Source organism: Rathayibacter iranicus NCPPB 2253 = VKM Ac-1602, assembly GCF_003149025.1.
In the GTDB taxonomy this organism is placed as follows: Bacteria; Actinomycetota; Actinomycetes; order Actinomycetales; family Microbacteriaceae; genus Rathayibacter; species Rathayibacter iranicus.
Genome location: NZ_QGDV01000002.1, coordinates 33,905 through 60,415, shown reverse-complemented (window position 1 = coordinate 60,415; position 26,511 = coordinate 33,905). Strand labels below are relative to the sequence as shown.

Sequence of the window (26,511 nt, the reverse complement as noted above, 5' to 3'; positions counted from 1 at the left end):
TACCAGCAGGGGGGCGTTCGATGTGCAGGAGGTGCTATCGACTCCGCGTTCGATGTGCAGGGGATTTATGCAGCGGTGGCCGTCTTCCCTTGATTCCTGCGGCGGAGGAGCGGGATGTCCTGCACATCGCACCGAGGCATCCTGCACATCGCACGCGGGCCTGCAGATCGCACGCGGTCAGCGCGCCGCGTGGATCGGACCCGAGCGCCCCGCGAGCGGCTCGCCCGACGCCCCCGTCCGCGCCGCCAGCACCTCCGCGAGGATTGACACCGCCGTCTCCTCCGGCGTTGACGCCCCGATGTCCAGGCCGATCGGCGAGTGCAGGCGAGCGCGTGCCTCCGCCGGCACCCCCGCCTCACGCAGCAGCCCCAACCGCCGGTCGTGCGTGCGCCGCGAGCCCATCGCGCCGACATAGGCGACCGGGAGGGACAGCGCCGCCACGAGCAGGGGCACGTCGAACTTCTCGTCGTGGGTGAGCACCGCGATAACTGTCCGAGTGTCAACCGGAGTCTGGGCGAGGTAGTCGGCAGGCCACTCCACCACGACCTCGTCTGCCCCAGGGAAGCGCTCGGCCGTCGCAAAGACCGGACGCGCATCGCAGACCGTAACCCGGTAACCAAGCAGCGCTCCGGCCGAGCAGAGCGCTGCGGAGAAGTCGACCGCGCCGAAGATCAGGAGCCTCGGCTTCTCGGCGTGCACGACGAAGGCGACCTCCAGTTCCACTCCCTGGCAGGCGATGCCAACGGTCGCCGAGCGGCCCGAGACGAGCCTCGCCTCCCGCTCGGCCTGGATCCGCCGCACCGTGTCGTCGTCGAGCTGCGGTCCTCCGACGTCCTGCGCCCGGGTCGCGCCCGTCAGCACGAGGCCCACCAGCGCCTCGGGGCCGCCGACGATCAGTGCGAGAGCGGCGCCGCGTCCGGCCCGCGCCGCACGCAACTCGGCCAGCACGGCCGTCGACCCGGAGTCGACGAGCTGGCCGAACACGCGCAGCTGTCCGCCGCAGGAGAGACCGGCGGCGAAGGCGGCCTCGTCGTCGAAGCCGAAGTGCTCGGCTGCGCTGCCCGAGCCGCCGAGGACCGCCTGCGCCAGCGCGTATGCCTCCGCCTCGACGCAGCCGCCCGAGATCGAGCCGATCGCCCGACCCTCCGAGTCGACCGCCATTGAGGAGCCGAGTGCGCGCGGCGCCGAGCCGAGCACGTGGGTCACGGTGACCACGGCAACACGCTCGCCCGCCTCGACACGCTCGAGCAGGGCGGCGGCGAGTTCGAGCACGACGGCCTCCTCGAATCGGGGGAGGCTTCAGGCCTCAGAACCGGCGGCGCCCCGCAGCCGACGCGCACACACGCAGGAAACATCCCGAGTATATGGTCAAGCCATGTCCGACGACGCTCCCTTCCTCGACCTCGTGATCCGCTCTTCCGACGTGCTCACCGAGAACGGTCGGCGCCCGGCGAGCGTGGCGATCGCCGAGGGCCTGATCGTCGCGGTCGGCGAGGTCGACGCTCCGTGGCGCACGTCCGAGGAGATCGTGCTTCCCGAGGGTCAGGTGCTGATACCGGGCATCGTCGACACGCACGTGCACGTCAACGAGCCGGGCCGTACCCAGTGGGAGGGCTTCGCCTCCGCCACGCGGGCCGCTGCTGCCGGAGGCGTCACCACGATCATCGACATGCCGCTGAATTCGATCCCCCCGACCACGACGGTGGCGGGCCTTGATGCCAAGCGCGCGGCCGCAGCCCCGCAGGCACGGGTCAACGTGGGCTTTTGGGGCGGAGCGATCCCGGACAACCTCGGCACCCTTCGCGAGCTGCACGACGCGGGCGTCTTCGGCTTCAAGTGCTTCCTCTCGCCGAGCGGAGTGGACGAGTTCCCACCCCTGACCCGGGAGCAGCTGGTCGAGGCGATGCGCGAGATCGCCGCCTTCGACGGCCTGCTGATCGTGCATGCGGAGGACCCGGCCGAGCTGGAAGCCAGTGCGAACGAGCCGGGCGCCTCCTACGGTGCCTTCGTGGAGTCGCGGCCGCCTGCCTCCGAAAACCTCGCGATCCTGCACGTGATCGAGTCGGTCCGCGAGACCGGCTGCCGCGCGCACATCCTGCACCTCTCCTCCGCCGAGGCCCTGCCGTTGCTGCGCGAGGCGAAGGCGGAGGGACTACCGATCACTGCGGAGACGTGCCCGCACTATCTGACGTTCGATGCGGGTTCGATCCCCGATGGCGAGACTCAGTACAAGTGCTGCCCGCCGATCCGGGATGAGCGCAACCGCGAGCTGCTCTGGAAGGGCTTGCTCGACGGCACGATCGACATCATCGCCTCGGACCACTCCCCCGCGACCGCCGACCTCAAGCTGACCGGCGACTTCGGCGAGGCGTGGGGCGGCATCTCGGGACTCGAGGTCAGCGTGCGCGCGGTGTGGACGGGTGCGCGCGAGCGGGGCATCCCCCTTGAGCAGGTGGTGGCGTGGATGTCGACGGCCACCGCCGCGTTCGCCGGGCTCGGGCAGAAGGGCTTGCTGCACGCGGGCTCCGACGCCGATCTCGTGGCGTTCGATCCGGAGGCGCAGTGGCGTGTCGACGCCGACTCCCTCTCCCATAAAACCCCCGTCTCGGCCTGGGAGGGCCGCGTCCTCCGCGGCGCCATCGCCGCCACCTGGGTCGGCGGCACCCTCATCACTCCGACCTCACCCCCAGCCCGCCTCCTCCCCCGCCCATAACCGGAAAGACGGCGGGAGATCGGCAGCGACCACCACACGATAGGAGCGGACATGGCGATCATCCTCGGAGACCACCAGTACGGGAAAGCGGAGAACCGCATCGTGCGGATCTACCGCGACTCGCCGCGGCACGAGATCCACGACGTGACCGTGTCGACCGCGCTCCGCGGCGACTTCGAGGCGGCGCACCGCGAGGGCGATCAGTCCGCGGTGCTGCCGACCGACACGCAGAAGCAGACCGCGTACTCCTTCGCCAAGGAGAAAAACCTGCGCTCGATCGAGCCGTACGGCCTGGATCTCGCTCGGCACTTCGTGGACGGCTACGAGCCTATCCACGGCGCGCGGATCGAGATCGAGCAGTTCGCCTGGGAGCGCGTGCTGGTCGGCGGGCAGGAGCACGACCACACCTGGGTGCGCACGGGTCAGGAGACGCGGATCGCTTCGGTCACCGTCGAGGGGCGCGGTGACGAGCGGCACGTGTGGATCACCGGCGGCTTCAAGGACCTCACGATCCTCAAGTCCACCGGCTCCGAGTTCCACGGTTTTCTCACCGACCCGTACACGATCCTCCAGCCCACGAATGATCGCGTGATGGCCACCTCCCTGGTCGCGAAGTGGCGTTTCGCGCTGACGGAGGAGGAGATCGACGCAATGGACTGGGAGGTGGTCTACGTGGGCGTGAAGGCGCTGATGGTGAGCCGCTTTGCGACCGTGCATTCGCTCGCGTTGCAGCAGACGCTCTTCGAGATGGGCAAGGCGGTGTTGGAGGAGTTCCCGCAGATCGTCGAGATCCGCCTCTCGGCTCCCAACAAGCACCACTTCCTCTACGACCTCTCGCCGTTCGGCGTCGAGAACGACAACGAGGTCTTCCACGCCGATGACCGTCCCTACGGGCTGATCCAGGCGAGCATCACCCGGGATGACGCGCCGCCCGCCGGCTCGGCCTGGTCCGCCTACACGGGTCTGGTGTGAGGCGGGGCGTCCACCGCGGTCACGTCCTGCACATCGCGGGGCGGGCCGTGCTGGCAACGGCGGAAGCCTCGCTTGTCTCGGTCCCAGACGGCGCGCTCGTCGTCGATGACTCCGGCACCGTCGCCTGGGTCGGCCCGTACCGCGAGCTGCCGCGCAACTACGCGGCCTGGCCGGTGACCGGTGACGCCTCCACGTTCCTCCTGCCCGGTTTCGTCGACACGCACATGCACTTCCCGCAGACGTTCTCGACCGACGGCTTCGGTGGCGGTCAGCTGCTCGAGTGGCTCGACCGGACGGTGTTCCCCGCGGAGGCGCGCCTCGCCGACCCGGAATTCGCCGAGATGGTCGCGCGCGCTTTCACCCGGCGGCGCGTCCGGGCCGGTACGACGGCCGCGCTGGTGTTCGGATCGGCGTTCCCGGCCGCTCAGGACGCTCTCTTCGAGCGCACCCGCGAGGCAGGCCTGCGGATCGTCTCGGGCCGCGGCATCCAAACCGTCGGACCCGGCTCCGCAGCCCCGCTGATCACGTCGGAGCAGGAGGCACTCACGCTCACCGCCGACGAGATCGCGCGCTGGCACGGCAGGGATCCGCTTCTCCAGGTCGCGATCATCCCGCGGTTCTCGCTGTCCGTGACTCCGACGACCCTCGCCGCTCTCGGCGACCTCTACGACGATGTCCGCGCCAGCGGCGTCTATGTGCACAGCCACCTCAACGAGAACGACCGCCCCGGCGACGGCGAGATCGCGGCGGTACTCCGCTCCTACGGCACCCGCAGCTACCTGGACACCTACGACGGCCTGTTCCTCCCGGGCTCCGCGCCCGGTGGGTCATCGCTGCTCGGGCCACGCACGATCCTCGCCCACGCCGTGCACTGCCAGGACGCGGAGCTGCACCGGATGGCCGAGACCGGCACGTCGATCGCGCACTGCCCCACTTCGCAGCAATTCCTCGGCTCGGGCACGATGCCCTGGCGACGGACTGCCGCGTCCGGTGTGACGATCGCGCTCGGCAGCGACATCGGCGCGGGCGACGAGTGGCTGCTCTCGCGTGTGGCGAACGACGCGTTCAAGGTGCATCTGTCGGAGCCGGGCGAGGCGGCGGCGGCGCTGCACCCGGCCGAGCTGCTCTTCACCGCGACCCTCGCGGGGGCGCGAGCGCTCGATCAGGAGGAGCGCTTCGGCAACTTCGACGTCGGAAAGGACGCCGATTTCCTCCGCATTGAACCGGACCGGTGGGAGCCGCTTGCCGATGTCCTGGCGCACGGCATTCGGGCGGACGACGAGACGGAGGCGACGGCGCAGGTGCTCTTCGCGCTGCTGATGACTCTGCGCGAGCCGGCGATTGCGGCGGTGCACGTGCGGGGGCAGGCGATCACGGCTCCGGAGTAGGTGGAGTGCGATCTGCAGATCAGCTCCCGCGGTAGGTGGAGTAGGCGAACGGGCTGAGCAGGAGCGGGACGTGGAGGTGCGCCGCCACCCCGTCGACGCGGAAGACCACCACGACCTCGGGGTAGAACGACTCCGTTCCCGCCGCCGCGAACCAGGCAGCCGTGTCGAAGACGACGCGGTAGACGCCGGCGCTCAGCCGCTCCGGTCCGAAAGCGCTCACCCGGCCGTCCGCGTCGGTGCGCGCCTGGGCGAGGCGTTCCCAATCGGATCCGCTCCGCGCCTCGAGCGACACCGGCACGCCCTGCGCCGGCCGCCCGCGCACAGCGTCGAGCACGTGGGTACTCACGTGGCTGGCGTACCCGCTCATCGCTCCGGCTCCGCCTCACCGACGAGCCCGTCGGCGATCCCGCGCACGCGCAGCACAGCGATCTCGCGCAGCTGCTCGGCGACGATCCGCTCCTCTGTGGCGTCATCGAGCGCGAGCCGCCGCTCCAGCTGCGCCACGATCGCGGCGCGGTCACGACCGGCCGCGCGGATCAGGAACACGCGCCCAAAACGCTCCTCGTAGGTGCGGTTGCCGGCCAGCAGTCGCTCGGTCAGCGCTTCGTCGGTGGTCAGACTCGCGGCCTGCTCCGAGGCCGAGAAGGCGGAGGAGCGTCCCGCGCCCCCGTGCCGCTGACCGATCCGCGGGTGGTCGGCCAGGGCGGTCTCCACCTCGTCGGCGCTGAGCGTCCGCGCGAGACGGTCGGCCGCCTCGACGAGGACGTCGACGGAGGCGTAGGGTGCGCCGGCCGCCAGCTCGTCGGCCCAGCGAGGGACGGCCAGGCAGGCGAGCAGCGCGTCGCGCGGAGTCTCGTCTGGGGCAGTGCGGGCAGTCACGCAGTCTCCTTTGTTGGGCGGAGCGGGATCGTCTGAGGCACGATGATCGAGTGAATGCGGTGGTCGGAGTGGTACTCGCGGCGGGTGCGGGACGTCGGGCTGGCGGTCCGAAGGCGCTCCGCCGCGACGACGCAGAGACTCCGTGGGTGGAGCGTGCGGTGCAGCGGCTGGAGGCTGTTGGGTGCCGGCGCGTCCTGGTCGTGCTCGGCGCCGGGGCCGAACGGGCGCGCCTCCTGGTACCCCCGAGCGCCGAGATCGTCGTGGCGGAGAACTGGCCTCTCGGCCTCTCGGCCTCGCTCCGAGCGGGTCTCGCCGCGGCGAACAATGACGCGGGTGATGCTGCCCCGTACGACGCCGCCCTGGTCACCCTCGTCGACCTGCCGGACGAGCCCGTGACAGTCGGCGCGCGACTCCTGTGTAGTGCCCCGCCCACACCCGGCGTGCTGGCCCGCGCCGTCTTCGCCGGGCGCCCCGGCCATCCGGTCTTGCTGGGCCGCGAGCACTGGCTGGCGCTGATCAGGACGGTCCACGGTGACTCCGGTGCCCGCGATCTGCTGCGCGCGGCGGGCGCCCACGAGGTCGAGTGCGGCGACCTGTGGTCGGGAGTCGACCGGGACGGGCCACGCTGAGCCGGTCACGCGAGTCCCGCGTCCTCGAGCGCAGCGGCAAGCGCCCGCCAGGCGAGCGTGGCACAGACCGAGCGGACCGGGTTGCCTGCCACCGCGAGCAGCGCCTCCTCGTCACCCGCGAGCGGACCCGAGCGACGCGCCATTCCCGTGAGGAACGCGTCGATCCGTCGGCGCACCTGAACAACCGAGAGCCCGCTCAGCTCGTCTGCCAGCAGTGACGCAGACCCCTGCGAAACTTCGCACCCCCGCCCGCTCCAGGCGAGCCGCACCTGCTCGGCGGCGCCATCTACGCGGACCTCGATCCGATCGCCGCACGTCGGTGTCACAAGCTCAGCCCGCCCGAGCGCCGGGGCCGGGTCGCCTCGACCAACCGGATACTTCGCGTGCGCGCGGATCAGCTCCGCCGCCTCGATCACGCCCGGTCCTCCAGCTCGGCGTAAGCCGTGCCGCTACTCGCGGTCACGACGGGTGCGCTTCCACCTTGACGGCGAGCGCCAGCACGGCCGCCTCGAACGCGTCGAGCGCGGTCGCGACGTCGGCCTCGGTAACATTCTCGTCCGGGTGATGACTGACGCCGCCCTCGCAACGGAGGAACAGCATCGCGTACTCGGTGAGGTCGGCGACCGCCATCGCGTCATGCCCCGCCTTCGAGAAGAGGACCATCGGCTCAGCGTCGCCCGTCGCCTGGATGCCCGCGCGGATGATGTCCTGCAGAGGTGTGGACGCCACGACGGCGGGGGCGGAGTGAGTCTCCTGCACCGTCAGCGCGAGGCGACGGCGCGACGCAGACTCGAACATCTCGTGCTCGATCGCATCCCACGCCGCGTCCCGTTGCTCGTCGGTCTCGGCCCGCAGGTCGAGGCTGAATTCCACGCGCCCGGGAATAACGTTGACGGCTCCTGGGAACACCTCGAGTCGCCCTACCGTCGCGATGACGCTCCGCTCGCGCGCGATCCGCTCGACGGTGAGCACGGCCTCCGCCGCACCTGTCAGGGCGTCCCGGCGGCGATCGAGCGGCACTCCGCCCGCGTGCCCCGCTACACCGGTGAGCGTCAGAGCGAAGCGGCGCGCGCCGGCGATCGACGAGACCACGGCCAGCGCGCGGTCCGCCTCCTCCAAATACGGGCCCTGCTCGATGTGCGCCTCGAGGTAGGCGAGGAGGTCGTGCGCGTCGCGGGCGGCCGTGCCGATGCGGGAGGGATCGAGACCGAAGTCGCGGAATGCCTCGACGAGCGTCGTGCCCGCGGCGTCCTCCAGATCCCACCAGTTCGGATCCCAGGTGCCGGCGAGCGCGCGCGAGCCGAGAAGCGCCGTGCCGAAGCGGGTCCCCTCCTCGTCCCCGAACGCCACGACTTCGACAGCGAACGGAAGTCTGGTCCCCGCGGCGTGCAGGCGCGAGACCACGCCGATCGCGAGGAGCACCCCGAGGATCCCGTCGTAACGCCCTGCGTCGGGAACCGTGTCGAGGTGGGACCCGAGCAGCAAGGCGGGCTGCCCCGGACTGGCACCCTCGTAGCGGCCGCACTGGTTGCCCGCGGCATCCTGCCAGGTGCGCATCCCAGCCTCGGCCATCCAGCGAGCGGCCAGAGCGTTCACGCGCGCGTGCTCCGGCGAGAGGTAGACCCGCTCGATCCCGCCACGCATGCTCGAGACCGCGGCGAACTCGTCGCAGCGGTCCATGATCGTCGCGGCATCGATCATGCGCGAGCCGCCCCGTACACCTCGTACGCTCCGTCAACGCCGCCACCGACCGGCACGGAGGCGCCCGCGCGGCGCAGCACTGCCTCCAATGCCGCAAGCGTCGTCAACACCGCGTCGGTGCGCGCGTTGTAGCCCATGGTGCCGATCCGCCAGACCTTCCCGTGCAACGGTCCAAAGGAGGTGCCAATCTCGATGCCGAAGTCCCCTAGCAGCTCGCCGCGCACCGCGTCGCCCTGCACGCCCTCCGGAATGCGGACCGCGACCACGTTGCTCATCTTGTGCGCGACATCACCGAACACGTCCAAGCCCAAGCCCAGAACGCCCGCGAGCATCGCCGCGCCGTGCAGTTCATGTCGGGAGATCGTCGCGTCTAACCCCTCCTCGACAATGAGGCGCGCGCACTCGCGGGCACCGTAGAGCATCGTCGTCGCCTCGGTGTGATGGTTGAGCCGGCGCGGTCCCCAGTAGTCGAAGACCATGCCGAGGTCGAAATAATTGGAGCGCACGCGATGGGCGCTGACCGCGTCACCCTCGTCGCGGATCCCGGCCTCGATGCTTTTTCGCGACTCGATCACGGCGACCGCCCGCTCCGAGAACGTCACCGGCGCCGAGCCAGAGGGCCCGCCGAGGCACTTCTGCAACCCGGCCGAGACTGCGTCGAGCCCGAGCGCGTCGGCGCCGAAGGGATTGCCCGCGAGCGAGGCCGTCACGTCGGTGTAGAACAGCGCACCGTGCTTCTCGCAGAGGGCACCGATCTCCTCCAGCGGCTGCGCCATCGTGGTCGAGGTGTCACCGTGCACCACGGCCAGCAGCGTTGGCTTCACGCGGGCAATCGCCTCCGCGATCGCCGAGACCGGGAACACCTGGCCCCACTCCGCTTCGATCACGTGCACCTCGGCTCCGCAGCGCTCGGCGATCTCGCGAAGGAGGTGGCCGAAGCGGCCGAAGATGGGCACCAGGACGCGGTCGCCGGGCTCGAGCATCGAGACGAGGGCGGCCTCGATGCCGGCGCGGCTCGTGCCGTCGATGAGCATGGTCTTCTCGTTGCGGGTCCGGAAGACCTGCCGGTACAACTCCTGCGTCTCGGTCATCGTCGCCGTCATGAACGGGTCGTACTGGCCGACAAGCTGCGCCGACATGGCGCGCAGCACCCGGGGATCGGCGGTGATCGGGCCGGGCCCCATCAGCAGGCGCGGCGGCGGGTCGATCGGGAGGAACGTCGAGGGCGCAGACATGGGACCACCTCTACGAGAGCCGGGAGAAAAAGCTGTGTCAGTCGTCCAGGGTACGCAACCGACGTGTCGTGAGTGTTTCGCGGCCTAAGCAGCGTCCCTCCACAGGCGCCAATCGAGGTCGACTTGTCCAGCCTCAACGGTAGTGACCCCTCCTGTGTCGGTGGTCGCTGGTTCAATACCCATATGGCACACGAAGCGGAGACAGGACACGCGGAGGTTCGCGCGCTCGGCGACCGCGCAGCTCGGCTAGCGCGCTCCGCCTCCCCGCTGCACCTCGCCTCCGCCGAGGCCCTGCACGCGGGGTACCGGGCGGCGCTGACGTCTCCGGAGTCGTTCGCGTCCGGTCAGTCCCGCCGGGAGTCGAGCGACCTGGTCGAACGCTCGATCCGGGCCGAACTCGCGGTCGCGCTGGGCGTCTCCGAGCGAGTGCTGACGCGAGAGCTCGAGCACGCGCGCCTACTCGTCGACGACCTTCCGTGCACGCGCGAGGCTCTGGCGCGGGCACGTCTGCGCTGGGAGGCCGGGCAGCTTATTTGCAGTGTCGCAGGCACCCTGCCGGCTGCATCCCGCGCCGAGTTCGATAGGCGTGCCGCCGCACTCGCCGCCGCGCTGACGCCCACGCAACTGCGTCGTCGGCTGGCGCGACTGCGGGACGAGCTGCACGACCAACCGCTCGCAGAGCGCCATGCGCGCGCGTGTGACGATCGGGCCGTCTGGGTCACGCCCGAGCACGATGGCATGGCGATGCTGTGCGCCTACCTCCCCGCACCTGTCGCTGTTGGTGCTCACGCCCGGCTTGACCGGATCGCGCGCATCCTTCGCGAGGGCGACGGTTCCGGTTCCGGTGACGAGCGCACCCTGGCGCAGCTCCGCGCCGACGCCCTGGCCGACCTCGTGTGCGACGGAGATGTCACCGGCACTACCCCGGTCCAGGACGACCCGCCGGGTGCGCCGACGTTCGTTCCCGGGGTGCGCGCCGACGTCAGGCTGACCGTCTCAGCGAGCACGGCCGCGGGCCTCGACGACACTCCCGCCGATCTCGACGGCTACGGCCTTGTCCCCGCCGATGCCGCCCGTCAGCTACTCGACGCCGGCGCCTCGTTCACCCCGGTCCTGACGCACCCGAGCACCGGCGCGGTCATCTCCGTCGGACGGACGCACCGCCTCCCTCCCCCTCGAATGCGCCTCGCCCTGCATCTGCGCGATCAAACGTGCCGCTTCCCCGGCTGCACGAGGCCCGCCGCCTCCGCCGAGGCTGACCACACCATCGAGTGGCGAAACGGAGGCACCACCGCCCTCGACAATCTCGCCTCGCTCTGCGTCGCCCACCACCATGTCCGTCACGGCGACCGCTGGACTTACGTCCTGCACCCCGACGGCGCGGCCGACTGGACCACTCCCACCGGACGCCGCGTCACCACCCGGCCGCCCAATCCGCCGGCATGCGCGACAGCGCCGCACTTCGCCGACCCTCCACCGCCGTTCTGATGCCGAGTTACTCTTCCCAGTCGGCCGCCACGTCGAGCAGCGCCAGATCCGACCCCCGCGGGCCCACCAGACACAGTCCGACGGGCCCACCGGCGACTCTCAAGCGCGGCATCGACAGTGCCGGGTACCCGCCGATCCCGGCAAGACACGTCAACCGGAGGGTCGCCATTCGCGCCGCATCGACGACCTCCGCCGAAGCGTCGAGTGCAGGAGCGACCGATGACGCCGAGGGCAGGAGCAGCACGCGACCACTGAGCGCGGCATCCAGCGCCTCGCGGAACTGCGCGACGTGTGCCCGCGCCCTCGCTTCCGTCGCGGTGTCCACCTGCGAGGCCACGTCGAATCGGGCCTGCACATCCGGTGCGAGCACCCCGGGATGCGCCGCGACCCACGCACCATCCGACACCCACGCTTCCGCCGCCTGGACGAGCCGGAACGCCTCCAGCATCTCCCGCACCGGAGGCAGCTCGATGCGCTCCGCTCCGCAGCCGCGGATCGCCGCCGTGAAGGCCGCCCGCACCGGAGCGTGCACGTGTTCGAGCAGCGCCTCGGCGACCACGAAGCCGCCGATCGGCGAAGGCTCCCCCGGCAGACCGACCAGCGCCACACGCCGCAACGTCGACAGGTCCCGAGTCAGCCAGCCGACCGCGTCGAAGCTCGGCGCGAGGGGCAGCAGCCCCTCGACCGACACTGCCCCGTGCGTCGTCCTCAGGCCCCAGAGCCCCTGGTACGAGGCCGGTACCCGGATCGAGCCGGCCGTGTCGGTCGCGAGGCCGATCGCGGCCTGCCCGAGCGAGACCGCGGTGGCCGATCCGCTGGACGACCCGCCGGGTAGTGCGCCCGGGACCGCCGGATTCGGTGGCGTCCCGTAACCAGAGTTACGCCCCGCAATGCTGTACGCGAACTCGTCCGTCTGCGCGATCCCGCGCACCGACGCCCCGGCCGCGAGCAGCTGCGCGACGGCCGGAGCAGTCGCCGCTTCCACCTGCGCCCCGGCGAAGTAGTCCGGCACTCCCGCGCCGATCCGCTGCCCCTCGATCGCGAAGAGATCCTTGACCGCAACATCGAGCCCGCTCAGGGGTCCGGAGCCGATGGCAGACACGAGCGGAGCCCCGACGGCCCGCCACACCCGCGCGTCAAGGCCCGGCGCCGGGGCCTGAGCGGCATCACCCCGCAGCGTCGTCGGCGCATCGACGAACGCGTCCGCGAGGGCCGCGACGTCGTCCTTCACCAGTGCCGCCTCGTACGCCTCCACCGCGTCGACCAGCCCCTCGGGCAGCTCACCCTCCAGCGTCGTCACCCGTGGGTCAGACATCGAAGTCCGCCATCCGCACCCGCGCATGCACGCCTTTCACCAGGTCGACCACCTGCGAGATGTCGAAGTCGGTCGCCGCACTGAGGTACGCGTAGGCGTGAGCCGGATCCATGCCGAACCGCGCGACCAGAAGCGCAATGGCCGCGCGCACACACTTCTGCACAGCGACGTCAAGGTCCTCATCCAGACCCGTGGGCACCAGGAACTCATCCGTCTCGCCCATCGGGCCGACGATCTCGCCAAACTCCGCCAGCGCCTGCGCCCGCGGAACGACCTCGAATCGCACCCGCACCCGCAGGCTCGCCTCCATCGCGGTCAGCGCCACCTCGCCGTTGCCCTGCGCGAAGTGCGGATCACCGACGTAGGCGAGCGCGCCGGAGACCTGGACCGGCAGGTAGAGGCTCGTGCCCTCCGTGAGCAGCGCGATATCGATGTTGCCGCCGTGCGGCCCCGGCGGCACAGAGTGGGGGCGCTCCCTGCCCCCGACGGCGACCCCCATAATCCCGAGGAACGGCCGCAGCGCGAACCGCGCCGCCCGCCGACCACCGGGCACGAGCGGGATCACGCCCCGCTGCACGCCTGCGTCATCCTCGTCCATGCGCGCGAACACGCTGAACGAGCCCTCCTGCAGCGGATACTCACCGGGCAGCGCGCCGCGGTTGTGGCGATTCGAGACCACCCCGTAGGGCACCCGCGACTCAGCCTCCAGCAGCGTCATCCGTAGGAGGTCGCCGGGCTCGGCACCGCGGACAGCGATCGGCCCGGTGACCACGTGCGGACCGTCGTCCTGATGACGAAACGGCCCCTCCGCCGCGAGGGCGACGGCATCGCGCAGCACGCCCTCGGGCGTAACGCCGTGGCGGCCGAAGAAGGCGAGCGGATCGCGACCCTGATCCTCCAACACACCCTCGTGGCTGAGCGTGTCAATGACCACCTCGGCCCCCGAATCGACCGTCAGCACCGGCGCATCCGCCGCGCACGGGAGCCGTCCCCACAGCACAGCCCCGGGCTCGGCGGGCAGGTACTCGACCCCCGCTGGAACGTGTTCGCCGGGCTGGATCGCCCACATCGCCTGCCGCATGTGCGCCCGCTTCCCGCGCAACCGGTCCGCGCGGTCCGACCCTAGCCAGCTCGTGTTTCGGCCATGTGCACGCATATGTCACGATTGCGAGCCGTACCGAATAGGCATCTCGCCGCCCTCCCAGGACAGGACCTCCCGTGCTTCGACGCCTGCGCACCCGCACCGAGGACGCGACCCTCGGCCTGATGCTCGCCCTTACGTTCTCGACCGGCATCATCGACGCTGTCGGCTACCTCGGCCTCGACCGCGTCTTCGCCGGCAACATGACCGGCAATGTCGTCATCCTGGGCATGGCGCTCTCGGGAGTCGCGGACTTGCCGGTCGTCGGTCCCCTGATCGCGCTTGGAGCATTCATCGTCGGAGCAGTGCTCGGCGGACGCGTCCTGCGACCGGTGAAGAAGGGCTGGACTTCCCGCTCCACCTGGCTCTTCGCCGTCGTCGGGCTGCTCCTGGCCGCGCTGGCGATCCTCCTCGCCCTCGCGCCCGCGCACCCCGAGCCCCTGGCACTCGTCGTGACCGGGATCCTCGGCGGAGCGATGGGCCTCCAGGCCGCGACCGCGCGCCATCTCGCCGTGAAGGACGTCACCACCGTCGTCGTTACCTCGACGATCACCGGCCTCGCCGCCGACTCGCGTCTCGCGGGCGGCTCCGGTCAGCCCTGGATCCGTCGAGCAGGCGCCATCGTCCTCATCGCCGCGGGTGCCGGAGTCGGTGCGCTCGCCCTCCTCGTCGGCCTCTGGCTCGGCCTCGCGATCGCCGCCGTCATCACGCTCGTCGCGACGCTCCTCGGCGAACTCGTCGTGCACTCTCGCTACGCGCCCACCTGACGCTGGAACCTGTACTTCCGAACACGTTCCGAATAACCTGTTCCGCATGAACGTCATTGCGACCGGTCCCGCGCTGCACATCCGGCGATCCTCCGATCTGAGCAAGCACTCTGCCAAGGTATTCGCCGAAGCCGACAATCATCCCGTCACGGTGACTCGTCGGGACGGCGACGCCCTCGTGCTGATGTCGCAGCGCGAATCAGACGCCCGCGCCCGCCTGCTCGAACTCGCCGCGCAGCTTCTCGCGGCGGCGCTAGACGACGAAGGACCGCTCGAGGACCGTCTCACAGCCCCCTTCCCGTGGATGCTCGCTCTGTCCCCAGAAGGTCGAGCACGCTGTGCTCGCGCTCTCGTCAACGCCGCACGAGCGTCCTTCTCCACCGGTCAGCCGCACCTGGCCATCGCCGAACTCACCTCTTGGCGCGAAACGGCCATCGTGATCGCTGCTGGACTCGGCGAAGATCAGGTGACGTGGCTGGACGACCTGCGCGCGTCAGATCCTGTCGAGCGCCCCTGACCGTGGCAAAGGAGACCTCGGTCGCTCGTCCGCGGAAGAAGTCGGAGTACGAGATCCGCTTCGCGACCACCGGAGCGCAGAAGGGCTGGCGCGACCTTATTGCGACCATCCGGAACCCGATGGCCGACACCTGGGATTTCCTGACGGCGACACCACTCGCGAAGACTGAAACGAACTATCCGCTGAAAGACACGCTCGGCATCATCGTGCGGGGCGACACGACCTACGAGCGCTGGCAACACAAGCCGACGGCAAAGGGAACGGCACGGATTTGGTTCTACGTCGACGGACAGACCGTTTACCTCGAGCAGGTACACACGAGCCACCCGAGCGAGACGAAGTAGCGCCGGTCGCGATCACCCGGGCCTCAGCCGGGCACCCGCTGGCAGTGCGGGCAGAGGTGCGAGGAGCGGTTCATGAACGGCACCCGCACGATCAGCTCACCGCAGCGGGAGCACGGCTTCCCCGTCTGCCCATAGGCGTGCAGGCTGTGCGAAAAGTAGCCCCACCTCACACGTTAACCGACAGACTGACTTCGACGCTCGCGCATTAATCGCTCGCCTGCGTCAGGTTCTTGTCGGGAACGAGGCCGTGATCGAGTTGCCGAACGTCGGCGAGACGGAGACGGAGCTCAGCCGAGTCCTCGCAGCAGATCGGTTTCCCAATCACTGCTGCGCCATGAGGGTCCGCGCTGCGGCCTCGATGCGCGCGGCGAGCCGATCGGGGTTGTCGCCAACGTTGAGATCCAGCTCGACGCGGCCACCGTCCATCCATTCCACGGCGACCGTCACGACAGCCTCGCGATAGTCGTCTGTCTACAGGACCATGACTCGGATGCCGTCCGGGACCTTGGCCTGCCGTCGGGCGTAGAGAGCCAGGTTTTTCGGATGCTGCAAACTGACGTGGAGAGATGGCCAGGGTGGATACTCCGGTTGCTTGGGATCAGTGGCGGACATGTCTCGATTCTCCTCCCGCGAGGTTAGGACTACTTAGGACGGCACAAGCGGGCATCCAGAACTGTGAGATCGCATCCGGCGCCACGGTCCACCAAATGCACCGCCGAAGGCTGCTTGATTACAGCTTCGGCAATCGGCTCTGCGTCGCGGCCAGCAGGCTGCTTCAGCACAACGCCTTCGAACTGAAGCCTCCGATGCTCATCAACACGGGCTACCAGCTCGTCATGTTCCTGGCGATGGCAGTCGCCATCGGGCTGCTCTAGTCAGCGTCTGTGGCCAAGTCGAGCCCAGCTTCTTCTGGGATCGGAAGCGCGAGCCCGGGAGAGCAGTCTGCATCAGTGGTGTCGTGCCCCAGGAGCCTGAGTTGATTTTTGCCTCCACCGCCGGTAACGGCTACTGGCGGTTGCCAGGATGCTGTGCTGCAACTTGATGGTCATCCAGACGAATCCCTTGCCGGTCCCAAACTTGTAGGTGTCGTATCGGAGGATTGCCCCAGTCCCCATCGGCATTGATGCCTTGACCGCGTCGTTGTCATGAGAATTGGGGTCAGATGCTCGTCAACTTCGGGGACTGAAGATGCCTTCACACCCGCCGACGCTCTTGTCGGTCGAGGGCTGACAGCAGGCGACCCGGCTCCACAATCAGCTGGAACAGAGCGCTCTCCCGACGGGCCCACCGCTCTGGATGGTCGCTTTCGGTGTACCTCTCGGCCGAGATGAACTGATCCCGCAGGTTGACCGGCAGCCGGTCGGTCAGCGCCTTGCCGAGTGCGCGAGCCAGCGCGTCCCTCGGCGACGACGGACGCATGAGCCGCCCCAGCCCGCCGTTCGCCTGGGTCGGCACGTCCGATGCGTTTTCGAAGGCCGCGACAGCGTCGCGCACCCAATCGGCGTCCCACGCATCGGCGATCGGAACGGCAACCTGCTGGACGCTGGCGAGCGCGTCTCGTCCCAGCGCCAGGGAAAGCCCTCCGGGGTCCTCGTGATAGTTCAGGTAGCGAGCGACGTCGACGCACGGAGGGCAGACATCATCAAGGGCGACGTCGCCAACGAAGTTGCTCGGATCGATGAGCCATCCCTCCCGCACGACGACCGTCGCCTTCAGATGAACACGGTAGAGGTAGAACTGGCTGCTGTGATCGGCTTGGTCATGCATCCGCCTCAGCATGTTGTGGATTGCGGCCTCGTAAGTGCCGACGTGCAGGGCCTTGGAACGTTGTCGTTCGGCCCATGCGGCGACGTGGCGGTCGCCGCCCATCCGCATGCGGGTCTCGAGTGTGAGGACGGCCGCCGGGTCGAAGCTCTTCGTTGGCCAGTCCGGCTGGGTGCTCGTGTGGTACCAAGCGAACCGCGCGACCTCGGCGTCGTCGAGCGCGGGGTCATTGGGATCGACCGTGACCGGGGGCGCGTCCTCGTGCTCGCAGGTCAGGCCGCAGCTGGCGCACTTCTCTCCGCTCTGCTCCCACCGGTCGATCCAGTCTAGATCGACGACGAATTCGTGGCCGCATCCGCCGCACAGCATGCGCCGATCGCGCCAGAAGTCGATCCGTCGTTCCACGGCTTCTTCTTGATCGGGACCACTTCGGTTTGCACTCGACGCCGGAGCCGCGGGCTCAGACATGCGTCGCGTTGATTCGCTGAGCCAGTGCCTCGAAGTTCCCCAGTGTCGTCTGCGACAGCTTCTCGACTCTGGACGGGTCGCGGAGCAGAATCTCCGCAGGTCGCCAGTGGTCGAACCTCCCGTCCAGCGCCTCCAACCGGAGCAGCAGCCGATCAGGATGGTCCGGCAGGTCGCCGACCTTGTGCTTCTTCCCGAACGCCTCGTTGTAGAGCCCGAGATAGTCGCCGGCCTTGAACAGGTCCTCGATGTCGCTGTGCTTCTGCTCGAGGACCGACCCGACGAAGACGACTCGCTTGCCGACGATCTTGTTCGCCTTGATCGCGGCCTCGACCTTCCCGCCGCCCTCGGTGCCGGAGTCCAGCAGCACCGTCACCGACACCTTCTGTCCCAGCAGGGAGACGAAGGCGGGCACGTTCGACGCACCTCCGGCCGGGAGGATCCGCCAGCGTTCGTCGAGCCCTTCGCGCCCCAGATCGCGGAGGTGACGGCCGACTACGTCCAAGTACGCCAGGTCCGAGGGGCCCTCGACGAGCAGGTTCCGCTCGCCGATAAACAGGTTCTGCGACAGGTCGTAGCCGAGGGCGGCCTGGAGCGGGAACGCGCTGTCCTCCCCGACCTCCAAGGCATCCGACGAAGTGACCGAGCCGATGTCGTCGCCCCGGTCCTCCACGACGCGGACGCGCTCGATCCGCTCGACCATGAACGGCGAGTGGGTCGTGTAGATCACCTGACCGACGGGAGCGAGGCGCTTGTTAATGAAGCGCAGGAAGTCGCGCTGCGCCTTCGCGTGGAGCGTCAGCGCTGGCTCGTCGAGCAGGATCACCACGTCGTCGAGATCCTCGAACTCGCTGAACGCCGCGAGGAAGGAGAAGAACCACTGGTAGCCGGAGGACCGGAGCGAGAAGTTGTTCGTGAAGTCGTGCTTGCGATCCTCGACCTGGAAGTTGAGGTAGCGCACGACGCTGGACTGTCCGTTCGGGAGGGTGACCGTCTCCGGCTCGATCTCCACCTTGATCCGAAGCTCCGGGTTCGTGCTCCAGTACTCGGACATCTCACGGGAGAGGTCGCTGGACACCGCCTCGAGCTCCGCGGTGCGCGACTCGAACTCCGCGTCAGTTACCGAATCGATGTCGGTGTCGGCCAGCCGGAGCAGCGCGCGGGCCGTCTGCTTCGACGATGCACCGGGTTGCTCTTCCTCCGTGGTGCGCAGAGTGGAGACGTCCACGCGCCCCTCGAGGTTCTGATAGGACGCGAAGCGGAAGAACTGCGGCATCCTCGATCGAACGGTCCTACGGGCGATTGCGGACAGGTCCTCGGCATCTCCGATCCGGGACGCGATCCGCTGCAGCGCCTCGGCGTCGGCGGCGGCGTTCTCATCAGGGACCTCTCCGGCGGAGTTCGTCGGGTCGACGGCGGCCGGGGTAGCCTTGGGCGCGAGCGCCTCCTTGAGCGATGCGACGGTGGTGTGCGTTTCCAGCAGCGTGTCGGCATCGGGGTGGCCCGCGAGAACGTTCTTCAGGAATCGGGGCTCATCGACCGACACCCCCACGCAGTAGTTGCCGTTATAGCGCCGGCCGATCGTCACGGCCTCCTGTGCGACCACAGCTTCGCCCAGCACGTCACATAAGGCCTGGGCGTCGTCCTCGTCCAGGACGAAGGTCGCCTCGATCGGCGTGACGACCGAGAGGTCCTCCTTCCGGCCGTCGCGCTTCCACCGCCAGCGCGGGTAGTCGTCCCGCTCGACGAACGCGTCGTCGTAGACAGGGTTCAAACGGTAGAGGGCGTCGAGCATCGTCGACTTGCCCGACTCGTTCATGCCGACCAGCGTCGTTACGTCCGACTCCACCGACACTTCCGTCGAGTCCAATACGTTCTTGTACAGGCAAACTCGAAACGATGTCATCTTCATCGCGCACCCTTCTGAAGACTTCGCTCTGCTCGACCAGCCTACGATGGGCCACGGACATTGACGGCGAGGATGACGTCCGCCAGCCGTCCTATCGCGGGAATGCTCTCAATGCGGCGACGCCCCAAGGCGCTCAATTGCCGCTTTCGTTGGCAGTCCGGGCAGAAGCGGCTCGAGCGGTTCATGAACTTCTCCCGGATGATGGTCGTGCCGCACCGCAGGCAGGGATACCCAGCAAGCCCGTAGACGCGCAAGCTTCGGGAAAAGTACCCGCTGCTGCCCGCCACGTCGACATAGAGATAATCGAACGATGTCCTGCCTTGAGCGAGCGCAGCGGCAAGGACGTCTCGTGCAGCATCGACCACCGCCGAGATCCTCGACGTCGGAGCACCCACGTTTCACGGCAGTAGACGCGCAGCTCGGACATCACCTGAATGTTTCTACACGTTGACGTACAGCGAGTGGAACTTCTCTCGTACGATGGGAATTCCGCAGCGCTTGCACGGATACCCGGCAAGCCCATAGGCATTGAGGCTCCGAGAGAAGTAACCCGACGCCCCGTTCATGTTCACGTACCGCGCATCGAAACTCGTGCCGCCCTCGGCCAGCGCGCGCTCGAGCACCGACCGCGCCTCCGCGAAGAGTCGCGGGCGATATGCGCCACCTAAGCGGGCACCGCCCGGAGCCAGTCGCCGCCACGCGCCTCCTCCGTGCACTCTCGCTACGCCGACGATCAGAGCTGAGTCGATTACTTACACCCAGCTCAGCGGCGCGGTGGCATTCGTATTCAGCCAGGCACGCTCTGTCGAGTCGTCGTAGAGTACAACCCGCACCTTCTCAACGAGAATGTTCAGCACGTCCGGATCAGCGTTAAACCCTGCGGAGTGGGCGAAGTACTCTCGGAGTTCCTGCGCCGCCATTTCCGCTCCCTTGGACTCTCGGCGCCAATACAGAATCATCTCGGATTCATCATTGCCCCGAAGTCCCTCCACAATGGCTCGCCACCACCAGCGGTCGGTGAGACCGAGTGAACTGCCGAACACGATGAACAGGTCGGTGTCAGTGAAGAGATCAGCATATTTCACCCTATTCTGCGCCCAGTACGGCTTCGAAAGGCGCCGTGCACTGCCGTCCGCCTCGTCAATGCCGAACAGGAGTGACCGCGGGGTGTACTGGAGCCCATGCGGATGGACAACGTCAGAGACGAGGTAGGAGACCATGCGGAAATCTTTCCGCTCCCGGGCGCGTGCGTGGCCGCGGGGATTTGGGTGAAAATCAATGTTCCGATCGGAGACCTGGTACGGATGCGGGTCAAACTGTTCCTGATCCAGGAAGACGAAATCGTCGAGCAGTGTCGTGTAGTTGAAATTGATGAACTTGAAGTTGAAGACATCACCGATGTCCAGGCGAGAAGGCAGCCGCATCTTGCGATACTCATCGGCATCGTCGATGTCACCCAGGAACTCCGTGAAGCTAGTCATCGTCAGATTATGCGCCACAGCCTTCTCGCCGAGCAGTGAGAGCACTTCCGGCGTGGCCACCTGATTGAGGAAGAGAGCAAATTCCCGCTGGATGCTCTTCACCTCCCGAGCCACAGCCGAACTGCTCACTTGGTCGACCAGGCAGAGCTGTTCGATCGCATTCTCGACGTCGCTCCAGTTCCCAGCCTTGCCACGCAATGACTCCATGCGCCCGACGATACGACTGGTCGGGTCGAAATGGCGGTACTTCAGGAAGTGGTAAAAGGATTCGTATCGAGTGTCGACCTTGGAACCGATGCCCGACAGGGCCTGGATATCGAACCCGTTTCCAATAAGTGCCATGATGTTGTATTGATTACGCGCATCCCGGAATTTTTTCCTGAAATCTTCGTAGACCACGCGCTACTTCCTGTCCTGCCATCGGGCTCCGACAAGTCCGGAGCGGTCACTGGGGCGGGACCATACCGATCGATCGCGATGAAAGACCCACAGCGGCCTGAGTTTTCTTCAAGCTTGAGCGTCAGTGCGGCACCCGCTGGCAGTGCGGGCAGAGGTGCGAGGAGCGGTTCATGAACGGCACCCGCACGATCAGCTCACCGCAGCGGGAGCACGGCTTTCCCGTCTGCCCATAAGCGTGCAGGCTGTGCGAGAAGTAGCCCGAGGCCCCGTTCACATTCACGTACTGCGCATCGAAGCTCGTGCCACCCTCGGCCAGCGCCCGCTCCAGCACCGAGCGCACCTCCGCGAAGAGCCGGCGGATGCGCGCCTCACCCAGCGCCGAACTTGGCCGCTCCGGATGCAGTTCCGCCGCCCACAGCGACTCGTCCGCATAGATGTTGCCGATACCGCTCACCAGCGTCTGATCGAGCAACGCGCGCTTGATCCCGCTCTTTCGCCGCGCGAGCGCAGCGATAACGCCGCCCAGCTCGAAGGCGGGGTCGAGCGGATCGCGGGCGATGTGCGCCACCTGAGAGGGCACCGCGCGGAGCCAGTCGCCGCCACGCGCCTCCTCCCCCGCGTAACCGCCGGGCGCTCCGTCGGGCGTCGGCACGAGTGCATCGACCGCCATCGAGCCGAAGATGCGCTGGTCCACGAAGTGCAGCGCCAGCTCGCCGTGCTCGGGATGCTCGATGCCGATCCGAATGCGCGCGAGGCGAGGCAACGGGACGTCGGCCGTGCGCAGCAACACCTGGCCGCTCATGCCCAGGTGCACTAGCAGGGCCTCGTCGCGTCCCGCGGGCAGCCAAAGGAACTTGCCGCGCCGGACGGCGCCCTCGAGTCGACGCCCAACTAACAGGCGCTCGAAGGTTCCGTGCGGATGCACATGGCGTCTCAGCGAGCGCCCGTCGGCGATCTCCACTGCGGTCACCAGCGATCCGGTGACCGCGGGCGCGAGCCCCGCCCGCACCACCTCAACCTCGGGAAGCTCGGGCACGGCTACTCCGGCGCCGCAGGAGTCGCCAGCCGCGTCCACGCGTCCAGCGCAGCGGCCATCTCGGCCGCCTTCTTGCTCGTGCCCTCACCGCGAGCGGTGACCAGCTCGCCGACGACCACCGTCGCCACGAACACCTTGTCGTGGTCGGGCCCCGTGGCCGCGATGTCGTAGCGGGGAGCGGGCGCCCCGCGCTCGGCCGCTGCCTCCTGCAGGCTCGTCTTCGGGTCCATCGAGACGCCGAAGCGCAGCGGATCCGCCCGCAGCGGCGCGATGAGCCGGAGCACCAGATCGCGCGCAGCATCCGGGCCGGTGCCGAGGTACACGGCGCCGATGATCGCCTCAACGGTATCGGCGAGGATCGACGCCTTGTTGCGACCGCCGGTCAGCTCCTCGCCGCGGCCGAGTCGAAGGAACTCGCCGAGCCCGATACCACGGGCGATCTCGGCCAGCGCGACGGTCGAGACCAGACTCGCGCGTCGCTTCGCCAAATCACCCTCGTTGAGAGCGGGGTACTCGGTGTAGAGCATCACGGTGACCGCCTGCCCCAGGATCGAGTCGCCGAGGAACTCGAGACGCTCGTTGTGCGGGACGCCGCCGTGCTCGAACGCGAACGACCGGTGCGTCAGGGCAAGCTCGAAGAGTTCACCATCGAGGCTCACGCCGAGCGTGGCCTCCAGACGCGACCGGTCGTCACTGGAGGGTCGTGCAGAGGTCTGGTTCACCATGGACCGCGGGACGGCACGGGAGCGGATCAGACGTCGGCGACCTTGCGGCCCTTGTACTCGAGGAACAGCGCGGTGCCCGCGGAGTCCTCGACGACCTTGGCGCGGTGGGGAAGGCTGTAGACGACCTTGCCGTTCTCGATGGTCTTGACCAGGGGCGGAACCTCCGCCTTCCACTGCGAACGGCGGGCGTGGGTGTTCGCGCGGGACTTCTTCCTCTTGGGAACAGCCATGATTCTCTCTTCTCTACCTTTAGTCGGATTCGGTGCGGGCGGTCGCGCCCTCACCGCTGTCTGCGGAAACACTGCTTGCGGAAACGCTGCCTGCGGTAGCCCTGTCGGCGAGCACAGCCCACCGGGAGTCGCGCGGCGCCTCGGGTTCAGACGTGGCAGAATCGGCCAGCCGCTCCCCTGTGACAGGGTCGAGGCCCGGACAGTCCGGCCGGCAAACCGGCTGGAACGGCAGCGACAGAACCACCGCATCCCTGACCAGAGGTTCAAGATCCACATGGTCGTCGTGAACCTCATAGTCGAAAGCTTCGTCAGAAGAGTACGCGAAAAGTTCCTGGAACTCGACATCGACAGGCAGCGAGATGTCCCTCAGGCAGCGGCTGCACTCTCCGACGGCCTCGGCTGACACCTCGACACTGGCCAAAATTCCCTCGTGCACCGACTCCAGCCGTACATCGAGATCGAGAGCGGAACCCGGCCGCACCGCGACGATCCCCTCGCCCAGTTGCTCCGGCGCCTCAAGCTCGAGGCGATGCTCCCGCATCTCCCCTGGGCGCCTGACGAGGTCGCGCACATTCACGCTGAACGCCGTCTTCTTGAAGTGAGTCACAAGGATCAAGCCTACTCCCCCACCGCCCTGCTCATTCCTCTGCTAGCTTGAGCGGCGCTCAGGTAGCGTACAGAGGGCGCTCCGCGTTCGGGCGACCGTCATCGAAAGGACTCTCACATGGCCGGCACTTCTGCAGACCCCGGACAAGACCCCTACGTCCACCGCGACGAGGTGGGCGCCGCGGGGGGTGTCGCGCCACTGGGGGACGGCAAGAAGGTGCCCGTCGAGAACCTCCCGGATCGGGTGCTCACGACGACGGGCGCACGTCCGGTCGGCAAGGGCGAACTGCTCATCAACGCCGTCGCTAACGGAATCCAGTCGGGCTCGGCGCCGATCGACAATACTGCTGCGCTGCAGGCGCTGATCGACTCGGTGACCGAGAAGGGAGGCGGCATCATCGCCTTCCCGCCCGGGTCCTACCGGATGAACTCGGTGACCGTGAAGTCGGGCGTGCATCTCGCCGGTCTTGGCTCGCGCGGTGCGGCATTCAACGTGAACCCCAACCATGGGCTCGAGAACACGGTGAATTTCGTGCACGTGAGCGACAACACGGGTGCCATGCTGCGGATCGCAGGCGGAGGAATCTCCATCACGAACATCGCGCTGCGCGGCAACAACTATCCTGCGACCGGCTTCCCACTCATGCATGTTCTCGACGGTTTCGAGTTCACCATGGCCCATGTCAACTTCTTTTCCAAGTTTGGGACCGTCCTCCTCATCGACCACATGAACAACAATCACTGGCTGGATGTGAAGATCACCGATGGCAAGTCCGTCGACGGTTCCGCCGCAGTCGTGCTCCGCGGGCCGACGGAAAAAGGCTTCGCCAGTGGCGAGAATAACACGGTCGACTTCGCTGGGCTGACCATCGAAAGATATATCGGCGGTCCCCAATTTGATATCGCGTACGGCAAGAGCGGCAACTACTGGGCCGAGTTCGTCCGGATCCTGCACCTTCACGTCGAAGCCGAGGCGTCGAAATGGCCGGCAGAAAGCGTGAACGCGGAGTCCGCCCTCGTTCGAATCGGCAACGTGATGGGTCTCGAGTTCGTCTCGCCCTTCATCTTCGGCGGTGGCCCGGTGCCGCTCGTCCTCGTGCACCGTCAGATGGTCCGGGGAGGGGCTCCTCTGGACATGGGCGTGCGTTTCATCGGTGGTCAGCTTCTCGGCACGAAGATTGACGAAGAACCCTTCAAGCCCACACCGACGCTCGTCGACCTCCGCGCGGGCAATGATGTCGCCTTCATCGGCACCCAGTTCGGCCGGTGCACCTCCTCCGCGATTGTCATCCGCCCGGAATTCGGCGCGAACGTCACTCTCGACCCGTCAACCACGATCGCAAGCTCGGACGTCCCACTGGTCATCGACAACCGACCGGCGAACGTCTACCGCACCTGGACGCATCAGGGCACGCTGCGCACGACCCGGGACGTCCTGGTCGGGCGCCATGTCAAGGGCAGCCTGACCCTCGGCGTCGGCGCCGTCACCGTCGGCCCGAACGCTGGCAGCGGCGGCACCATCAGTGTCGTGGGTACCGACCTTGCCGGTCAGATCACGATCACAACCGGATCGGCGCCGGCCCCCGGCGGAATCGGCGAGATCGCCTTCGCCGTGCCGTACGACCGCATGCCCGTCGCGCAGATCACGCCGGTCGACCGGACGACCGCCGCTCTTCGGCCGTATGGCGTCGCGAAGTCCGATGGCACCGGTTGGGCGTTCGGCTTCGATGGCACACCCGCCGCGGCGACTACCTACCGCCTCGCCTATCAGGTGCTCGGATAGAAACCGGCGCCTGCGCCACGATGTGCTCGCGCAGTGCCGGGATGACGCTCTCGCCGTACACCCGGAGCGTCTCCTCCTTGTTGTCGTGCTGAAGGTAGCCGGCGAACTGCGTCACGCCGATCTCGGCGAGCGCCGTCAGTTTCTCGAGGTGCTCTTCCGCGGTCCCGAGCACGCAGAAGCGCTCGACGATCTCGTCCGGCACGAATGATGCGTGGCTGTTCCCGGCGCGCCCGTGCTCGTTGTAGTCGTAGCCCTCGCGCCCGGCGATGTAGTCGGTCAGCGCCTGCGGTACCGCTCCAGAACCTCCGTAGCGGCCCACGATGTCGGCGACGTGATTGCCGACCATGCCGCCGAACCAGCGGCACTGGCCGCGCATGTGCTCGCGGTCGGTGCCGATATACATGGGCGCTGCCACGCAGAACTGCAGTGACTCCGGATCACGCCCCGCGTTCGCCGCCGCCTCCTTCACGGCCCCGATCATCCAGCGCGCAATATCGACGTCCGCCAGCTGGAGGATGAAACCGTCACCGACCTCGCCGGTCACCTTAAGAGCGAGCGGGCCGTAGGCGGCGACCCAGACCTCGAGCGAGGAACCGCGGCTCCACGGGAATTGCAGCGTCTGGCCGTTGTACTCGACCGGACGGCTGTTCGCCAGCTCGCGGATGACATGGATCGATTCGCGCAGCGTCTTCAGCGTCGTCGGCGCGCCGCCGGTCACGCGCACGGCGGAGTCGCCGCGACCGATCCCGCAGACCGTGCGGTTGCCGTACATCTCGTTCAGCGTCGCGTGCAACGAGGCGATGACCGTCCAGTCCCGCGTTGCCGGGTTGGTGACCATCGGGCCAACCGTGATTCGGTGAGTCTTCTCGAGAATCTGCGAGTAGATGACATAGGGCTCCTGCCAGAGCAGGTGCGAGTCGAAAGTCCACGCATAGTCGAATCCGTAGGTTTCGGCGAGGACGGCGAGCGCGACGGTGCGCGAGGCGGGCGGGTTGGTCTGGAGGACGACTCCGAAGTCCATGGG

The 26,511-nt window shown here is 68.0% G+C and carries 28 protein-coding genes and 2 pseudogenes; 10 read left to right on the top strand and 20 right to left on the bottom strand.

The window, feature by feature from the left end:
* Positions 1 to 177: 177 nt before the first annotated feature.
* Positions 178 to 1,272, bottom strand: a complete 1,095-nt coding sequence (locus tag B0H03_RS02810) for an XdhC family protein (protein ID WP_104264619.1) — start codon at positions 1,270 to 1,272, stop codon at positions 178 to 180.
* Positions 1,273 to 1,375: 103 nt separating this feature from the next.
* Between B0H03_RS02810 and allB the strand changes: the two genes are divergently transcribed.
* Genes allB through B0H03_RS02795 form a run of 3 tightly spaced genes read left to right on the top strand, consistent with a single transcriptional unit; the run spans position 1,376 to position 5,073 of the window.
* The gene (gene allB / locus B0H03_RS02805) at positions 1,376 to 2,713 is read left to right on the top strand and encodes an allantoinase AllB (RefSeq protein ID WP_104264618.1); all 1,338 of its coding nucleotides are present in this window, start codon (positions 1,376 to 1,378) and stop codon (positions 2,711 to 2,713) included.
* A 51-nt stretch (positions 2,714 to 2,764) separates the two neighbouring features.
* A complete protein-coding gene (gene pucL, locus B0H03_RS02800; RefSeq protein ID WP_104354274.1) occupies positions 2,765 to 3,685 on the top strand; it encodes a factor-independent urate hydroxylase in 921 nt (306 codons plus the stop codon).
* Entirely contained in the window at positions 3,682 to 5,073 is a 1,392-nt protein-coding gene (locus B0H03_RS02795) for an amidohydrolase family protein (RefSeq protein WP_104264616.1), read from the top strand. The genes pucL and B0H03_RS02795 overlap by 4 nt, the downstream gene beginning before the upstream one ends.
* A 19-nt stretch (positions 5,074 to 5,092) precedes the next feature.
* Here B0H03_RS02795 and uraH read toward each other — a convergent pair whose 3' ends face one another.
* Both uraH and uraD read right to left on the bottom strand, forming a co-directional pair.
* Positions 5,093 to 5,440 (bottom strand): hydroxyisourate hydrolase, encoded by a 348-nt coding sequence (uraH, locus tag B0H03_RS02790; protein ID WP_104264615.1) that lies wholly within the window; start codon positions 5,438 to 5,440, stop codon positions 5,093 to 5,095.
* A complete protein-coding gene (gene uraD / locus B0H03_RS02785; RefSeq protein ID WP_104264614.1) occupies positions 5,437 to 5,952 on the bottom strand; it encodes a 2-oxo-4-hydroxy-4-carboxy-5-ureidoimidazoline decarboxylase in 516 nt (171 codons plus the stop codon). Before uraD ends, uraH begins: the two co-directional genes overlap by 4 nt.
* A 50-nt stretch (positions 5,953 to 6,002) precedes the next feature.
* On the opposite strand from uraD, the gene B0H03_RS02780 reads away from it, so the two are divergent.
* Positions 6,003 to 6,581, top strand: coding sequence for a nucleotidyltransferase family protein (locus B0H03_RS02780; RefSeq protein WP_241560392.1), 579 nt, complete (start codon positions 6,003 to 6,005; stop codon positions 6,579 to 6,581).
* Between the two features lie 5 nt (positions 6,582 to 6,586).
* On the opposite strand, the gene B0H03_RS02775 is transcribed toward B0H03_RS02780, so the two are convergent.
* The 3 genes from B0H03_RS02775 to B0H03_RS02765 are packed head-to-tail and all read right to left on the bottom strand — an operon-like array spanning position 6,587 to position 9,517.
* On the bottom strand, positions 6,587 to 6,997 hold the full coding sequence (locus tag B0H03_RS02775) for an iron-sulfur cluster assembly scaffold protein (RefSeq protein ID WP_104264613.1): 411 nt from the start codon (positions 6,995 to 6,997) through the stop codon (positions 6,587 to 6,589).
* Between the two features lie 43 nt (positions 6,998 to 7,040).
* Complete coding sequence (locus B0H03_RS02770; protein ID WP_104354275.1) at positions 7,041 to 8,282, bottom strand: allantoate amidohydrolase; 1,242 nt, start codon at positions 8,280 to 8,282, stop codon at positions 7,041 to 7,043.
* Entirely contained in the window at positions 8,279 to 9,517 is a 1,239-nt protein-coding gene (locus B0H03_RS02765) for a pyridoxal-phosphate-dependent aminotransferase family protein (RefSeq protein ID WP_237399415.1), read from the bottom strand. Before B0H03_RS02765 ends, B0H03_RS02770 begins: the two co-directional genes overlap by 4 nt.
* Before the next feature lie 183 nt (positions 9,518 to 9,700).
* Here B0H03_RS02765 and B0H03_RS02760 point away from each other — a divergent pair, with 183 nt between their 5' ends.
* Positions 9,701 to 11,005, top strand: a complete 1,305-nt coding sequence (locus B0H03_RS02760; RefSeq protein WP_104264611.1) for an HNH endonuclease signature motif containing protein — start codon at positions 9,701 to 9,703, stop codon at positions 11,003 to 11,005.
* Positions 11,006 to 11,012: 7 nt separating this feature from the next.
* On the opposite strand, the gene B0H03_RS02755 is transcribed toward B0H03_RS02760, so the two are convergent.
* Both B0H03_RS02755 and B0H03_RS02750 read right to left on the bottom strand, forming a co-directional pair.
* The gene (locus B0H03_RS02755; protein ID WP_181075029.1) at positions 11,013 to 12,320 is read right to left on the bottom strand and encodes an amidase family protein; all 1,308 of its coding nucleotides are present in this window, start codon (positions 12,318 to 12,320) and stop codon (positions 11,013 to 11,015) included.
* Positions 12,313 to 13,401, bottom strand: coding sequence for an acetamidase/formamidase family protein (locus B0H03_RS02750; protein WP_104264610.1), 1,089 nt, complete (start codon positions 13,399 to 13,401; stop codon positions 12,313 to 12,315). Before B0H03_RS02750 ends, B0H03_RS02755 begins: the two co-directional genes overlap by 8 nt.
* A 137-nt stretch (positions 13,402 to 13,538) precedes the next feature.
* On the opposite strand from B0H03_RS02750, the gene B0H03_RS02745 reads away from it, so the two are divergent.
* Genes B0H03_RS02745 through B0H03_RS02735 form a run of 3 tightly spaced genes read left to right on the top strand, consistent with a single transcriptional unit; the run spans position 13,539 to position 15,089 of the window.
* On the top strand, positions 13,539 to 14,228 hold the full coding sequence (locus B0H03_RS02745) for a YoaK family protein (protein WP_241560393.1): 690 nt from the start codon (positions 13,539 to 13,541) through the stop codon (positions 14,226 to 14,228).
* A 46-nt stretch (positions 14,229 to 14,274) separates the two neighbouring features.
* Complete coding sequence (locus tag B0H03_RS02740) at positions 14,275 to 14,745, top strand: type II toxin-antitoxin system Phd/YefM family antitoxin (protein WP_104264609.1); 471 nt, start codon at positions 14,275 to 14,277, stop codon at positions 14,743 to 14,745.
* 2 nt (positions 14,746 to 14,747) lie between these two features.
* Positions 14,748 to 15,089 carry a hypothetical protein gene (locus tag B0H03_RS02735; protein WP_104264608.1) on the top strand — a complete coding sequence of 114 codons (342 nt, stop codon included), beginning with the start codon at positions 14,748 to 14,750 and terminating at the stop codon, positions 15,087 to 15,089.
* 23 nt (positions 15,090 to 15,112) lie between these two features.
* On the opposite strand, the gene B0H03_RS02730 is transcribed toward B0H03_RS02735, so the two are convergent.
* On the bottom strand, positions 15,113 to 15,259 hold the full coding sequence (locus B0H03_RS02730) for a zinc finger domain-containing protein (protein ID WP_104264607.1): 147 nt from the start codon (positions 15,257 to 15,259) through the stop codon (positions 15,113 to 15,115).
* 151 nt (positions 15,260 to 15,410) lie between these two features.
* Entirely contained in the window at positions 15,411 to 15,536 is a 126-nt protein-coding gene (locus B0H03_RS17230; protein ID WP_258061962.1) for a hypothetical protein, read from the bottom strand.
* Positions 15,537 to 15,796: 260 nt separating this feature from the next.
* On the opposite strand from B0H03_RS17230, the gene B0H03_RS02725 reads away from it, so the two are divergent.
* Positions 15,797 to 15,964, top strand: a complete 168-nt coding sequence (locus tag B0H03_RS02725) for a hypothetical protein (protein ID WP_181075030.1) — start codon at positions 15,797 to 15,799, stop codon at positions 15,962 to 15,964.
* Positions 15,965 to 16,283: 319 nt separating this feature from the next.
* Here B0H03_RS02725 and B0H03_RS02720 read toward each other — a convergent pair whose 3' ends face one another.
* From B0H03_RS02720 to B0H03_RS02680, 9 genes and pseudogenes are all read right to left on the bottom strand, one after another.
* On the bottom strand, positions 16,284 to 17,258 hold the full coding sequence (locus B0H03_RS02720; protein WP_104264606.1) for a hypothetical protein: 975 nt from the start codon (positions 17,256 to 17,258) through the stop codon (positions 16,284 to 16,286).
* Positions 17,259 to 17,313: 55 nt separating this feature from the next.
* Positions 17,314 to 19,167 carry an ATP-dependent nuclease gene (locus B0H03_RS02715; protein WP_164860185.1) on the bottom strand — a complete coding sequence of 618 codons (1,854 nt, stop codon included), beginning with the start codon at positions 19,165 to 19,167 and terminating at the stop codon, positions 17,314 to 17,316.
* Positions 19,168 to 19,268: 101 nt separating this feature from the next.
* A pseudogene (locus B0H03_RS02710) lies at positions 19,269 to 19,586 on the bottom strand (zinc finger domain-containing protein); the annotation flags it as partial.
* An 81-nt stretch (positions 19,587 to 19,667) separates the two neighbouring features.
* Positions 19,668 to 19,874, bottom strand: a pseudogene (locus tag B0H03_RS17025) (hypothetical protein); the annotation flags it as partial.
* Between the two features lie 105 nt (positions 19,875 to 19,979).
* Positions 19,980 to 21,107: an AbiH family protein gene (locus B0H03_RS02700; protein ID WP_127843912.1), complete on the bottom strand. Its 1,128-nt coding sequence runs from the start codon at positions 21,105 to 21,107 to the stop codon at positions 19,980 to 19,982.
* A 121-nt stretch (positions 21,108 to 21,228) separates the two neighbouring features.
* Entirely contained in the window at positions 21,229 to 22,143 is a 915-nt protein-coding gene (gene mutM / locus B0H03_RS02695) for a bifunctional DNA-formamidopyrimidine glycosylase/DNA-(apurinic or apyrimidinic site) lyase (protein WP_104264733.1), read from the bottom strand.
* Between the two features lie 2 nt (positions 22,144 to 22,145).
* Positions 22,146 to 22,868 (bottom strand): ribonuclease III, encoded by a 723-nt coding sequence (rnc, locus tag B0H03_RS02690; protein ID WP_104264602.1) that lies wholly within the window; start codon positions 22,866 to 22,868, stop codon positions 22,146 to 22,148.
* A gap of 26 nt (positions 22,869 to 22,894) precedes the next feature.
* On the bottom strand, positions 22,895 to 23,098 hold the full coding sequence (gene rpmF, locus B0H03_RS02685) for a 50S ribosomal protein L32 (RefSeq protein ID WP_097165773.1): 204 nt from the start codon (positions 23,096 to 23,098) through the stop codon (positions 22,895 to 22,897).
* A gap of 19 nt (positions 23,099 to 23,117) precedes the next feature.
* Positions 23,118 to 23,705, bottom strand: a complete 588-nt coding sequence (locus tag B0H03_RS02680; RefSeq protein ID WP_419956899.1) for a YceD family protein — start codon at positions 23,703 to 23,705, stop codon at positions 23,118 to 23,120.
* A gap of 117 nt (positions 23,706 to 23,822) precedes the next feature.
* Here B0H03_RS02680 and B0H03_RS02675 point away from each other — a divergent pair, with 117 nt between their 5' ends.
* Positions 23,823 to 25,487, top strand: coding sequence for a pectate lyase family protein (locus B0H03_RS02675; RefSeq protein WP_104354276.1), 1,665 nt, complete (start codon positions 23,823 to 23,825; stop codon positions 25,485 to 25,487).
* On the opposite strand, the gene B0H03_RS02670 is transcribed toward B0H03_RS02675, so the two are convergent.
* The gene (locus B0H03_RS02670; RefSeq protein ID WP_104354277.1) at positions 25,453 to 26,508 is read right to left on the bottom strand and encodes a TIGR03842 family LLM class F420-dependent oxidoreductase; all 1,056 of its coding nucleotides are present in this window, start codon (positions 26,506 to 26,508) and stop codon (positions 25,453 to 25,455) included. The two genes, B0H03_RS02675 and B0H03_RS02670, sit on opposite strands and share 35 nt — an antisense overlap.
* Positions 26,509 to 26,511: the final 3 nt, after the last annotated feature.